The following is a 12,593-nucleotide window of genomic DNA, read 5'->3' as shown; positions in this document are numbered from 1 at the left end:
ATCGCGCGCCACTGTCATGACATTTCCACTCGCCGCAGCTCTCATCCTCGCCGGATGTTCGGGGCCGGGAGACGACACGGCAGGGGAAACACCTGCGGCCGAGCAGGCTCAGTCCTCGGCCGCTGCGTCGTCGTCCGCGCAATCGGAATCCGAAGACGGCGAACAGCCGAGCGAGAAGTCCGCGGCGGCCTCCACCGACGTCGAGGACCTGCCGAAGTACCTCAAGCCCTACCCGGACTCGACCGTACTGTCCAGCTCGCGTGCAAAGGCCGAGAACGGAGCCGATTCGGGCAAGCTCGAGCAGGTGAGCCTGGTCATGAGCGCCGAGGCCGAACCGAAGGACATCTTCGAGTACTACACGAAGGCCCTGAAGAAGGCCGGCTTCGAGTCGTACGGCGACGAGGTCAAGACGAAGAGCGCGCAGGTCGTGAACTTCCGCAACAAGGACGATGAAGGACTGCTCGTCGTCACGATTGCGAACGACCCCTCCGAGAAGAAGACCTCGATCGTCACTGTCGGCGGGAACATCGTTCCATGACGCACCTCATCGACGCTCTCGACTCACCGAGGACCATCGCTTCCACGGTATCGAGCAGGATCGAAGGGTTCCTCGACACGAAGGCAGACGAGTTCGCCGCGATCTCCCCCGACGCCGACGACATCGGTCAGGCCCTGTTCGAATTCACCAGGGGCGGGAAGATGGTGCGGCCGGTGCTCCTGTGGTGGGGTTTCCAGCTGGCCGTCGGCGACGACCCCGATTGGGAACGCCTCAAGCCAGGAGTCGCCGAGGCGGCCGGCTCCCTGGAGCTGCTCCACGCCGCCGCGCTCATCCACGACGACGTCATCGACCACTCCGACACGCGTCGCGGCCGACTCGCTCTGCACAGACAGTTCGAAGCACTTCACGGTCGACATCGCTACCAAGGCGACGACGAATCGTTCGGCGTCTCAGCCGCCATCGTCATCGGAGACATCTGCCTCGCACTCAGCGAAGAGCTGTTCGAGACATCGCAGTCGACGTTGGGCATCACTGCCCTGACACGGGAGCTTCGGGCCACACTCAGACGAGATGTCATGGTCGGACAGTACCTCGATGTCCTCGCCGAGGTCATCCCGCTCGAGGACGAACGCCTCGCTGAACGGGCATGGGAGGTGCTGAGCTTCAAATCGGCGAAGTACTCGGTCGAACAGCCACTCCTCCTCGGCGCAGCACTGGGCGGAGCAGACGAAGAACAGCTGAAGGAGATCTCCCGGTTCGGACTGCCCCTCGGCCAGGCCTTCCAACTGCGCGATGACGTCCTCGGCGTATTCGGCGACCCCGCTGCCACGGGAAAACCCGCCGGGGATGACATCCGAGAAGGCAAACGCACGGTTCTCATCGCGGAGAGCGTGAAGAACCTCTCGCGCGCTCAGGCACACATTCTGGCGAAGCGTCTGGGAGATCCGAACCTCTCGGACACCGAGGTCAGTGAATGCATGGCGATGCTCACAGACGCCGGTGGCCTCGAGGCCGTCGAGTCCTCAATTCGGGCCAAGCACGAAGAGGCCCTGTCGATCGTGCGGGAGTGGGCGACAGACGGGGCCGGCGCCCAAGCGAGCAGAACCAGGATCGGTCCCGCGGTGCAGCAGCAGCTCACGGAATTCGCGGAGACCCTGAGCTACCGCAAGAGCTGAAGCCCCTCGCAAGAGCCGAGGGGCCCGCACCTTCCGCCAGGCTCGAAGCCGAAAGGCGACAAGCGATAAGGTGATTCAGAACGCTAGTGCCTGTGCCCGACGCCTGACCTCTTTGCGATTGCCGACCCGCAGCAGATCGATGGGGCGACCTGGCAGCGATTCGTCCGGGGTGAACAGCCAGGCGATGGCCTCTTGGTCGTCGAAGCCGGCATCGCGCAATGTGCTCAGAGTCCCCTTCAGCGGAGTCAGCACCTCACCATCGACGAAGAACGCCGTCGGCACGCGCATGACCTTCGGCTCCCCGTGCTTGTAGCCGCAGATCGCACCATCCTCCATGAGTCTGCGCACCTGCGTGATGCTCAGACCTGTCGATTCCGCGATATCTGGCAGTGTGGCCCAATCCTGGACGAGTTCTTCCGTATTCACACCCTCAAGCGTAGCAATCTCTGAGAGAAACACCCCGCCATGCGGAGGTGAATGCTCGGGTGTGAGCCGGGCACTCGATACTCTGGGTGTGAAACTTCCCCATCCGATATGAAGCCAACAGGTGACAGATGACACGTACGCGACGGAATTCTCAGGTGCCCATCACCGCCGCTCCTGACATCCGTGCTGCTTCGAAGGTGAACTCCACCGGGCCCATTCCGGGCTTCGCCGACTCCGTCCCCACGGAACTCGACGACGCCGACTCCGGCGTCCCCGGGACCGCCTCCACTTCTTCGTCAACTGACCCTGTGACCGATGACGCGGATGGCAGCGGTCTCGTCGACTCCCTCCAGGCCGGACAGGATCCATCGCAGGCCGGCGAAAACCCACCGCGGGCCGGACAGTCCCCGCAGGCCGGACAGGTCCCACCGCGGGCCGAACAATCGGGACCGCAGTGGACGTCCGGCACCAATGGCGAAACCGTTCCGGTCACCCACGGGGGCCGAACCTACAAGACCCGGGATGGTGACACCCTGTACGGAGTCGCCAGCAGACACGGCGTCTCAGTGCCGGCACTGGCCGAACTCAACCGGATCTCGCCCCGGCAGAACCTGCATCAGGGCCAGGTGCTGTCCCTGCCGGAGAAGAACGACCTGCCCGACACCGATCCCTCCCATGTGGTGGCGCCGGGCGAAACGCTGCAGGGGATCGCGGCCCGGCATCAGATGTCGCCCGGAACCCTTCGCCGCGCGAACTCGATGGGAGACGATTCGCTCCTCAGAGTCGGCGAGCTTCTGCTCCTCCGGGACTCGACCGCACGCCCCCATCGCACTGCCCCCGAGCCTCCGGACAACATTCCACACGTGGCCACCAGCGCCCAGGTCGAAGACGTCCGGCCCGATGTGCTCAGGGCTGCCCGACTGAACAAATTCACTCTGCTCCAAAGACGTCACCAGGCTCCGGCACAGGCACGCCTGCTCGTCGCCTCGATCGCTGAGGATCTCGGTGCCGATCCTGGACTCATGCAGGCAGTCGCCGCGCAGGAGTCGGGGTTCCAGCACACAACGGTCTCTGCGGGAAACGCCGTCGGCATCATGCAGGTCGCTCCTCGGTCGGGACGGTGGGCCAGCGACATCGTCGGCCGCGCCCTCGACCTCCTCGACCTCTCCGACAACATCGTGGCCGGCACCGTCATCCTGGGATGGCTCGTCGAGACAGCCGAATCCGAGAACGAAGCACTGGCCGGCTACTATCAGGATCTGCGCTCGGTCAGATCTCAGGGTATGCTGCCCGAGACGAAGGCCTTCGTCCGTGCCGTGCAGATGCAGCGGCAGCGAATGCAGGACGCACCATGAGTGCCCGCAAGGACCCGCTCATCGGCACCGTCCTCAACGACAGGTACCGCATCGACGCGAAGATCGCTCGCGGCGGCATGGCGATGGTCTATCGGGGAACGGATCTGAGACTCGACCGTGAGATCGCGATCAAGGTCATGCATGAGCACCTGATCGGCGATGAGACCTTCGTCGAACGGTTCCGACGCGAAGCGATCAATGCCGGGCGGCTGACCCACCCGAACCTCGTCGCCATCCACGACCAGGCTCGCGACGGCGACACCGTCTACCTGGTGATGGAGTACCTGCCCTCGGTGACTCTGCGCCGCGAGCTCAAGCATCGGGCAACGTTCACTCCGAGACAGGCGATCGTCGTCCTCGATGCGATCCTCGCCGCTCTCGAGGCCGTCCATTCCACGGGAATCATCCACCGCGACCTCAAGCCCGACAACGTGCTCCTCGGCACCGACGGGCAGGTCAAGCTCGCGGACTTCGGTCTGGCGCGCGCCGTGACGACGGCGACCACGACGAAGACGCTGATCGGCACGGTCGGGTACGTGGCACCGGAGCTCGTCACTCGTACCGGGGCAGACGCCCGCACCGACCTCTACACCGTCGGCATCATGTTCTACGAGATGCTCACCGGGATGCAGCCGTACACGGACGACGTCCCCATCCAGGTCGCCTACCGGCATGTCCACGACTCCGTTCCTCCTCCCTCGGAACAGGTCACCGGCCTCAGCCCCCTCCTCGACGCCCTGGTCCTGTGGGCGACGTCGAAGGATCCCGAGGATCGCCCCGACGACGCCTCTCAGTTCCGCAATGCCCTCGCCGAGGCACACGCGGAGATGAACGAAAGCGAGCTCGATTTCGGCGACCCCGACGCGGAACCGGGTAAGCACTCCTCCGCGCTGACCGCGAGCATCGCCCTCGGAGCCGATGCTCCCAAGGAGAAGCGATCACGCACCGACGAGATCCCCTATCTCGATGATGACGATGAGGAGGAGGCGGCGGAAGAGGAGTCCGGCACAGCGGAGGAAACCGACGTGGTCGACGACGACACGGACGACGGTGCCGCGGCTGCAGGTGCCGGTGCTGGTGTCGGCCCGAACTCCGACCATGACACCGACGACGGACAGGACCACGACGAGGGCGACGAGAAACACAGCCACGACGACAAGTCTGCGACCGCGGCTGCCGCCGGCGCCGCCTCGGCGAGTTCGGCACCAGTGCGCAGGCGCCGACGGCGACTGGCGACGACCATCGGCGCGGGGCTGCTCGTCCTGGTCCTCATCGCCTGGCTGGTCATCGCGAATCTGCCGGCTCCCACGTCGATCGTGCCTGCAGAGCTTGCGGGCAAAGACTTGGACGAGGTGACCTCGCAGATCGAGGAGACCGGACTCGAGACGCAACCGAAGAAGGTCTACGACGACAGCGTCCCGGCCGGCACCGTCATCGGCACACAACCGGTCGGCGGGTCCGAACTCGCACCGGATTCGACCGTCACGGTCGTCGTGTCCAAGGGCGAAGAGATGTTCGAGGTGCCCAAACTCGAAGGCCTCAACACAGAAGACGCCGAGGCGGCGCTGAAAAAGGCCGATCTGGCAGTCGGGAAGGTCGATGAGCAGTACAGCGACTCGGTCGACCAGGACGTCGTCATTTCGGCTTCAAAGAAGTCCGGTGAGGAGCTGTCGAAGGACAGCGAGGTCGATCTCGTCGTCTCCAGGGGCGAAAAGCCCATCCCCGTTCCCAATGTCGAAGGGCTGACCTTCGACGCGGCCTATGCCACCCTGGCCAAGCGCGGATTCCGTGTCGGCAAGGACGAGGTCTTCTCCGACGACGTCCCGAAGGGGAAGATCGTCTCGCAGTGGCCGACGAGCTCGAAGTCGAAGCCGGACAACTCCCTCATCATCGTCCGCGTCTCCAAGGGCGAGGAGAAAAAGGACGAGGACAACGACGACAAGAAGGACGAGAAGAAGAAGGACGACGGCAAGGACAGCAAGAAGGACGAGGACAAGAAGAAGGACGACTGAGTCCCTCCGAGTCCGGAACGAACCGATGGCCCTGCGATCAGATCGCAGGGCCATCGGTTTCGGATCAGCCGGTGGTCATTTCGCCTCAGCTGCGGCGGGTGAGGTATTCGGCGACCTGGAAGGCCATCTCCAGTGACTGGTCGTGATTGAGCCGGGGGTCGACGAGGGTCTCGTAGCGGCGGCGAAGCCCCTCATCGTCGATCTCCGTCGCTCCGCCCATGATCTCCGTGACGTCATCGCCGGTGAGTTCGATGTGGAGTCCGCCGGGAACGGTTCCGGCATCCTGATGCGCGTTGAAGAATCCTTCGACTTCGGCCATGACGTCTTCGAACCGGCGCGTCTTGTACCCCGTGTTCGACGTGATGGTGTTGCCGTGCATGGGATCGCAGACCCAGGTCACATGCGGAAGACGATCCCCGATCCCGGAGAGCAGCTCCGGCAGCGCCTCGGTGATCTTTCCCGCGCCCATGCGAGTCACGAACGTCAGTCGCCCCGGCTCGGCGTCAGGGTCGAGCTTCTCGGCCAGAGTCAGAGCCTCATCCGCGGTGGCCGTCGGGCCGAGCTTGACGCCGATGGGGTTGCGGACCTTCGACAGGAAGTCCACGTGCGCACCATCGATGTCGCGGGTGCGCTCCCCGATCCACAGGAAGTGTCCGGACACATCGTAGGCCTGACCGGTGCGCGAATCGATACGTGTCAGCGCCCGCTCGTATTCGAGCAGAAGAGCCTCGTGTGCGGCATAGAACTCGGTCGTCTTCAGGGCGTCGAAGTCGGCCCCGCATGCGTCCATGAAGCGAATCGCACGATCGATCTCGCGCGCGGTCTGCTCATAGCGCTGGTAGCCGGGGTTGGATGTCAGGAACCCACGGTTCCACTCGTGGACGAGTCGCAGGTCTGCGAACCCGCCCTGGGTGAAGGCACGGATCAGATTGAGCGTGGAAGCGGAGACGTGGTATGCCTGCAGCAGTCGCGCGGGATCGTGACGGCGTGACGCCTCGGTGAATTCATAGCCGTTGACGATGTCGCCTCGGTACGAAGGAAGTGTGACACCCTCGCGGGTCTCCATGTCCGCGGACCGCGGCTTGGCGAACTGGCCCGCCATACGACCGAGCTTGACGACCGGCATCGAACCGCCGTAGGTGAGCACCGCTGCCATCTGCAGCACGGTCTGAACCCTGGCACGGATCTTATCGGCTTGAGCGTCGGCGAAGGACTCGGCGCAGTCACCGCCGGCGAGGACGAAGGCCTCACCGCGGGAAGCGGCAGCAATGCGCTGCTTGAGCACGTCGGCCTCACCGGCGAAGATCAGTGGTGGAGAGTCGCTCAGGCTGCTCAGCGCATCATCGAGCGCCGGCCCATCGAGATAGGTCGGCTGCTGTTGCGGATCCATCTCACGCCAGTCATCAAGACCGGTGAGATTGTTCGTGCCTGCCGGGGCACTGTCACTGTTGGCGAATACCGGATCGATATGAAGGCTCACAATCGTACTTTCATGGTGTTTCGGGGCCGCTTTCGAAGTCTTCGGCCGACACGTTGTCGAGGAAGTCCCTGAACTGGGCGACTTCCTCCTCGTCGGCTTCGGGCGCTTCGATTCCGGCTTCTTCGAGAAGTTCCGAGTCGACGTATACAGGACACGACGCCGTCAGCGCCAGTGTCACCGCGTCCGAGGGCCGAGCGGAGATCGACTTCCCATCGTTCGTATGCAGCTCGGCCAGGAAGATCTGCCCGTCCCGACCGGTGATCGTGACATCGGCCAATGACGCCTCATAGGCTTCGAGCGTATCGAGCAGAAGGGCATGAGCCATCGGACGCGGCGGGGTCAGGCCCCGCTGTGCGATCGAGAGTGCATTCGCTTCGATGGCTCCCACCCAGATCGGCAGGTAGTAGGCAGGCTCTGTTGCTTTGAGCAAAAGGATCGGCTGATTGGCGGGCATTTCGATGCGGACACCAACAACCTCAACTTCGACGTTTGACATTATCCCCCGGTCAGGAGCGCGGACGCTGCTGGAAAATCATCCGGAACTTGCCGATCTGCACATCGGCTCCGTTCTGCAGTTCAATGGAATCGATCAGCTGCCGGCCCACATATGTTCCGTTGAGTGAGCCCGTGTCGCGCAGCGTGAATCCGCTCGGAGTCCGAATGAATTCCGCATGCTTGCGCGAGACCGTGACATCGTCGAGGAAGATGTCGGCGTTCGGGCTGCGCCCCACTGTCACCACATCGGTGTCGAGCAGGATCTGCGAACCGGAGTCCGGTCCGGAGACGACGACGAGAAGCGCGTCGGTGTCCTGCAGACCTTCGAGGTCGGGAACCGGGTGGATCTCACCGGTGTGGGGGTCCAGAATGCCTTGGAACTGCTGGCTGCCGGAGTCGCTGGTGTTCGCCCCGTCATTGCCCTGCTGCTGACCCTGGCTGTTCGCTCCCTGCGGCGTCTGCGGCTGGTTGCCGTACTGCGGCTGACCACCCTGACCGTTCGCCCCCTGCGGGCCGTAGCCGCCTTGGGGCTGACCGTTCAGCGGGTAGCCGCCCTGTGGGCGTCCTCCCTGCTGCTGCGGATACTGGCCCTGAGGCTGCTGATGCCCTCGCTGATCACCGTTGAACGGCGCCTGTTGACCACCCGACTGCTGTGGGGCATTGGGGTACTGCGGCGCCTGCGGTCCGTTGTTGACCTGCTGCTGACCGTAGGGCGGTGTCTGCTGAGGGCTCGGTGCACCCTGCTGGCCAGGCGAGGCGAAGCTGTGCTGACCGTTGTCCTGACTGCCGCCATTATGCCCATAGGGGTCGACGATAGGATTGTGCCGCGTTTCGGGGCCGGTGCTTCCCTCGCCCGCGTCGGCGCCGAACGGGAACTTCTTCGACTGCGGCACCTCGCCATTGTCATACCAAGTCTGCGAGGGGTTGGGACGACCTTGATCGTTGTTCTGGGACATCATGCCTCCTCGCTCTGAATGAACTCTTCGTACTGCTCGCTGCTCAACATGGTTCCGACCTGCTCGGGGTCGCTGAGCTCGACGAGATACATCCAACCGTCCTCGTACGGGGAGGTATTCACGGTCTCCGGGGCGTCATCAAGCGCCTCATTGACCTCTGTGATCGAACCGGACACAGGTGAGACGAGGTCGGACACGCTCTTCGTGCTCTCAACCTCGCCACAGGATTCTCCAGCGGTGATCGCATCGCCGACGGCAGGAAGATCGACATAGACGACATCGCCCAGCTGCTCCTGGGCGAAATCGGTGATACCCACACGGACAACCGCCTTGTTCTCCGTCGTCTCGACCCATTCGTGGTCGCGCGAGTATCGCAAGGACGCTGGATTGCCCAGGTTTGCCATGTCGACTCCTCTTTGCTTGTTGGTCCTCCAAGCATAGCCGCCTGGGGTGCTTTCATAACAATCACGAAACAGAAATGTTACCGATCCTCGGACCTGACCCGGATTCGCGCTCGTCTTTCACGTGACTACCTGGGATGATACCTGTTTTTTCGAGGTCACGAAACGCAGTTTTGGTACTTGGCCGAGGATCGTTATAGGCTGGGTCTCGTTGCTCGACGATGCAGCAAGGCAACGGGCTATAGCGCAGCTTGGTAGCGCGCTTCACTGGGGGTGAAGAGGTCGTGGGTTCAAATCCCGCTAGCCCGACATTTGTGATGTCTCACGTCATCGTTCACTCGATGACGTGGGACATTTCTTATTTCTGACGCGGCCAGTTTCTGACCCGTGCATGTCGCTTTCTGATCCGGTTATGCAGCACGAGATCCGGTTAGGCGCAACGGCCGGCCGGACGGTCCAGCCGGCCCGAGAAGATCATCGTGACCACTCCGATGAGGATGAGCAATGACAGCCCCCAGCGCAGGTTCGCTGTGCTCGCGATGACTCCGATGAGAGGGCTCGTTCCCAGGAACCCGACCCTCATGATCCAGTTGACGAGCGTAACCCCTCCGGCCCTGCCCACTCCGGGAATGTGCGCCGCGGCACCGAGCGCACCTGGAACGAGTGTCGCCGATCCGTACCCCATCAGCGCCAGGCCCGCCAGCAGCACAAACGGCTCGCTCGCCGTGACGACGCCCACCCCGCCGAGAGCGATGCAGCCTCCACCGATGCGAGCGATTCGACTCGCGCCGAACCGCTGCACCAGGAGGTCCCCGCTGAACCGGCCGAGGCACTGACTGCCGATGACCACGCTGAAGGCGATTCCGGCCGCTGCTGCGCGAACACCGCCGAATTCGACGGCGGCGATCGCCGACCAGTTGTTGGCGATGTCCTCGACTGCAGTTCCGCAGATGGCCACTACGGCCAATGGCAGGGCCATCAGAACGACGGCGCGCTTCGAACGATGCTTCGCCCGATCCGAACTCGACTCACCGGAGGTCGTCTCGGTGTCGGTCCGCCCACCGGCCGCCGCCTCGGCGTCGGAATCGGTTCCGGAGTCCGCCAGTCGTCTGGCTCTCGCCGTGTCTCCGACCATTCGGCGGGCGAGAAGGATCACGATGATCGAGATCACCGCGATCAGCGCCAGGTGCACTCTCATATCCATTCCCTCGGCTGCCGCCGCGGTGGCGGCCGCACCGCTGACCAGCCCGCCCAGACTCCACAGTGCGTGCATGGACGAGAGAACGGTGCGGGACAGGCTCTCCTGCACCGAGATGCCGACCACGTTCTGCGCCACATCCACGATGGCATCGAAGAACCCCACGAAGAACAGGCAGGCTGCCATCATCCATCCGTTGACGGACCACGCCGTGGCGGCGGCTGCGAGTCCGAGGAGGACGGTGCCTGCCACGACGACGGCATTGGCTCCGAATCGGGAGATGAGGCGGGCCGGCACAACGGAGGAGACGATCGCACCGAAAGCGAATGAGGCCACGATGAGGCCGAATTGCCAATCGCTGAGGCCCAGTCGTTCGACCAAGAGCGGATACCAGGGAAGCAGCGCCGCGAACACGAGTCCGTTGCAGCTGAAGTAGAGTCCGACGCCGGCCACCGCACGGAAACCGGACCTCGGTGCCGCCGTCATTCGCCGCGCTCGCTCGCCCGATCGCCCGAGGCAGCTGCCATCTTCGCTTCGGCTCGCCCCGCGCGTACGTTCATACCTGCCTTCCCTAGCACGAGCAGGGCGGCGAGGACTCCGAGCTGCTTCCACCACACGCCTTCGGTCATGAACAGCAGCACCATCGACGCCAGTATCGAAACGAGGTGGGTCAATGACCACACGACATAGCCGCCGATGACGAACCACACGGCGATGGGAACACCGAGCACGAGGGCCACGACGAGCTTGACGAGATTGCGGTCCCAGATCTTCTCGGTCGCCGGGATCAACGGCAGAACCGCGATGCAGGCCAGCAGCAGGGCGAACGGGAGAATGCTCCACCAGGCAACAGCCATCCGGCGGTCCCTTTCTCACGATGGTGATGACGAGTTCCATCGAGCTCGTCGGCGTTGATGTGGGACCACTCTACTGACAATCGGGACCGAACCGCGCGGCGACTCGTCTGAGGGACGGTCGCGTGCTCAGCACTGCCGTGGTGGAATACGCTTGGTTCACATCGACATCACATTCGCGCCTCGCGCCGAATGGCACCCACTGGAGGAGACACCCTTGGCCCAGAACGACCCCTCGCCCGACGGCAGGCTGCACGGCAGGGAGCGGGTGAATTCCCGCATCGTGGGAATCTCGCTGGCCGCAGCACTCGGCGGTTTCCTCTTCGGCTTCGACACTTCCGTCATCAACGGTGCCGTTGACGCACTGGCCGAAGAATTCGCCCTCAACGCAGGCCTGAAGGGCTTCGCGGTCTCCTCGGCGCTGCTCGCGTGCGCACTCGGAGCCTGGTTCGCGGGCTCCCTGGCCAACCGGTACGGGCGGCTCCCGGTCATGGTCGTCGCCGCGATTCTGTTCTTCGTCTCTGCCGTCGGATCGGGCCTGGCGTTCGGAGTCACCGACCTCATCATCTGGCGGATGGTCGGCGGGCTCGGCGTCGGTGCCGCTTCCGTCATCGCTCCCGCCTATATCGCCGAGGTGTCCCCCGCCAGAGTCCGCGGACGCCTCGGTTCGCTGCAGCAGCTGGCGATCGTCACCGGCATCTTCGTCGCGCTCCTGTCGAATGCGCTTCTCGCCTCGATCTCCGGAGGAGCCGCAGATCCGCTGTGGTTCGGGATCGAGACCTGGCGTTGGATGTTCATGGTCGAGGCGCTCCCGGCTCTGGTCTACGGGCTCATGGCGCTGGGGCTCCCCGAATCGCCGAGGTTCCTCGTCGCCCGCGGCAGGGAGGAAGAGGCCGCACGGATTCTGCATGTCTTCACCGGTGTCACGGACACCGATTCCCTCATCGAACGGATCCGCGATTCGATCCGACGGGAAGACAAGGAGTCGTTCAGAGACCTCATCGGCAGACGGTTCGGCCTCAAACCGATAGTCTGGATCGGAATCCTCCTGTCGGTATTCCAGCAGTTCGTCGGCATCAACGTCATCTTCTACTACTCGACGACGCTGTGGAAGTCGGTCGGATTCGACGAATCCAGTGCCCTCCTGACGTCGGTCATCACCTCGGTGACGAACATCATCGTCACGATCCTGGCGATCCTCCTCGTCGACAAGGTCGGACGCCGGAAGATGCTGTTGGCAGGCTCGTTCCTGATGGGGATCTCCCTGGCGATGATGGCGGTCGCATTCTCGTTCGCGCAGCTGACCACACTCGCCGACGGCACGACGGATGCCCAGCTTGATGCTCCATGGTCGATCATCGCCTTGATCTCGGCGAACGTGTTCGTCGTCGGTTTCGGCACCACGTGGGGACCTTTGGTGTGGGTGCTCCTGGGCGAGATGTTCCCCAACCGCATCCGCGCCGGAGCCCTCGCCGTGGCCGCCGCGGCGCAGTGGATCGCGAACTTCGCCATCTCGACGACGTTCCCGGTCTTCTCCGATATCAGCCTGACCTTCGCCTATGGCTTCTATGCGTTCTTCGCAGTGCTGTCGTTCTTCTTCGTCTGGTGGAAGGTGCCCGAGACGAAGGGAATCGAGCTCGAGGACATGACCGAAGATCTCGAGACCCGTCCTCGGATCTGAGTCCGCCGAGGCGGCGCGTCGTCCGTTTCTGCCCCGAGGCGGTGCGTCGTTCGTTCCTGCC

At 63.8% G+C, this 12,593-nt stretch carries 12 protein-coding genes and 1 tRNA gene; 6 read left to right on the top strand and 7 right to left on the bottom strand.

The genetic code is table 11. From position 1 onward, the window contains the following. Positions 1-16: 16 nt before the first annotated feature. Both BKA07_RS10840 and BKA07_RS10835 read left to right on the top strand, forming a co-directional pair. Complete coding sequence (locus tag BKA07_RS10840; RefSeq protein ID WP_167950907.1) at positions 17-538, top strand: hypothetical protein; 522 nt, start codon at positions 17-19, stop codon at positions 536-538. Continuing rightward, a complete protein-coding gene (locus BKA07_RS10835) occupies positions 535-1,674 on the top strand; it encodes a polyprenyl synthetase family protein (protein ID WP_167950906.1) in 1,140 nt (379 codons plus the stop codon). The genes BKA07_RS10840 and BKA07_RS10835 overlap by 4 nt, the downstream gene beginning before the upstream one ends. A gap of 75 nt (positions 1,675-1,749) precedes the next feature. Here BKA07_RS10835 and BKA07_RS10830 read toward each other — a convergent pair whose 3' ends face one another. Then, entirely contained in the window at positions 1,750-2,100 is a 351-nt protein-coding gene (locus tag BKA07_RS10830) for an Rv2175c family DNA-binding protein (RefSeq protein WP_167950905.1), read from the bottom strand. A 128-nt stretch (positions 2,101-2,228) separates the two neighbouring features. Here BKA07_RS10830 and BKA07_RS10825 point away from each other — a divergent pair, with 128 nt between their 5' ends. Next, the gene (locus BKA07_RS10825; RefSeq protein ID WP_167950904.1) at positions 2,229-3,455 is read left to right on the top strand and encodes a LysM peptidoglycan-binding domain-containing protein; all 1,227 of its coding nucleotides are present in this window, start codon (positions 2,229-2,231) and stop codon (positions 3,453-3,455) included. Continuing rightward, positions 3,452-5,467: a Stk1 family PASTA domain-containing Ser/Thr kinase gene (pknB, locus tag BKA07_RS10820; RefSeq protein WP_167950903.1), complete on the top strand. Its 2,016-nt coding sequence runs from the start codon at positions 3,452-3,454 to the stop codon at positions 5,465-5,467. Before BKA07_RS10825 ends, pknB begins: the two co-directional genes overlap by 4 nt. An 85-nt stretch (positions 5,468-5,552) precedes the next feature. Here the strand turns inward: pknB and BKA07_RS10815 are convergent, their stop codons facing one another. From BKA07_RS10815 to gcvH, 4 genes are read right to left on the bottom strand one after another with little or no spacing between them, the layout of a single operon-like run. Next, positions 5,553-6,947 (bottom strand): class II 3-deoxy-7-phosphoheptulonate synthase, encoded by a 1,395-nt coding sequence (locus BKA07_RS10815; RefSeq protein ID WP_167950902.1) that lies wholly within the window; start codon positions 6,945-6,947, stop codon positions 5,553-5,555. Between the two features lie 10 nt (positions 6,948-6,957). After that, positions 6,958-7,401, bottom strand: coding sequence for a bifunctional nuclease family protein (locus BKA07_RS10810; protein WP_245161924.1), 444 nt, complete (start codon positions 7,399-7,401; stop codon positions 6,958-6,960). A gap of 52 nt (positions 7,402-7,453) precedes the next feature. Continuing rightward, positions 7,454-8,398, bottom strand: a complete 945-nt coding sequence (locus BKA07_RS19805; RefSeq protein ID WP_342449034.1) for an FHA domain-containing protein — start codon at positions 8,396-8,398, stop codon at positions 7,454-7,456. After that, positions 8,398-8,802: a glycine cleavage system protein GcvH gene (gene gcvH / locus BKA07_RS10800; protein ID WP_167950900.1), complete on the bottom strand. Its 405-nt coding sequence runs from the start codon at positions 8,800-8,802 to the stop codon at positions 8,398-8,400. The genes BKA07_RS19805 and gcvH overlap by 1 nt, the downstream gene beginning before the upstream one ends. A gap of 232 nt (positions 8,803-9,034) precedes the next feature. Between gcvH and BKA07_RS10795 the strand changes: the two genes are divergently transcribed. Continuing rightward, a tRNA-Pro gene (locus BKA07_RS10795) sits at positions 9,035-9,108 on the top strand. A gap of 121 nt (positions 9,109-9,229) precedes the next feature. Here BKA07_RS10795 and BKA07_RS10790 read toward each other — a convergent pair. Both BKA07_RS10790 and BKA07_RS19020 read right to left on the bottom strand, forming a co-directional pair. Further along, positions 9,230-10,483 (bottom strand): MFS transporter, encoded by a 1,254-nt coding sequence (locus BKA07_RS10790; RefSeq protein ID WP_167950899.1) that lies wholly within the window; start codon positions 10,481-10,483, stop codon positions 9,230-9,232. Then, entirely contained in the window at positions 10,480-10,854 is a 375-nt protein-coding gene (locus BKA07_RS19020) for a hypothetical protein (RefSeq protein ID WP_209043942.1), read from the bottom strand. The genes BKA07_RS10790 and BKA07_RS19020 overlap by 4 nt, the downstream gene beginning before the upstream one ends. 277 nt (positions 10,855-11,131) lie before the next feature. On the opposite strand from BKA07_RS19020, the gene BKA07_RS10780 reads away from it, so the two are divergent. Next, complete coding sequence (locus tag BKA07_RS10780; protein ID WP_167953127.1) at positions 11,132-12,532, top strand: sugar porter family MFS transporter; 1,401 nt, start codon at positions 11,132-11,134, stop codon at positions 12,530-12,532. Positions 12,533-12,593 lie beyond the last annotated feature (61 nt).

It is taken from the genome of Brevibacterium marinum, from assembly GCF_011927955.1.
GTDB lineage: Bacteria > Actinomycetota > Actinomycetes > Actinomycetales > Brevibacteriaceae > Brevibacterium > Brevibacterium marinum.
Note: the sequence above shows the minus strand (reverse complement) of the source record. Positions and strands in the feature narration are given on the sequence as shown.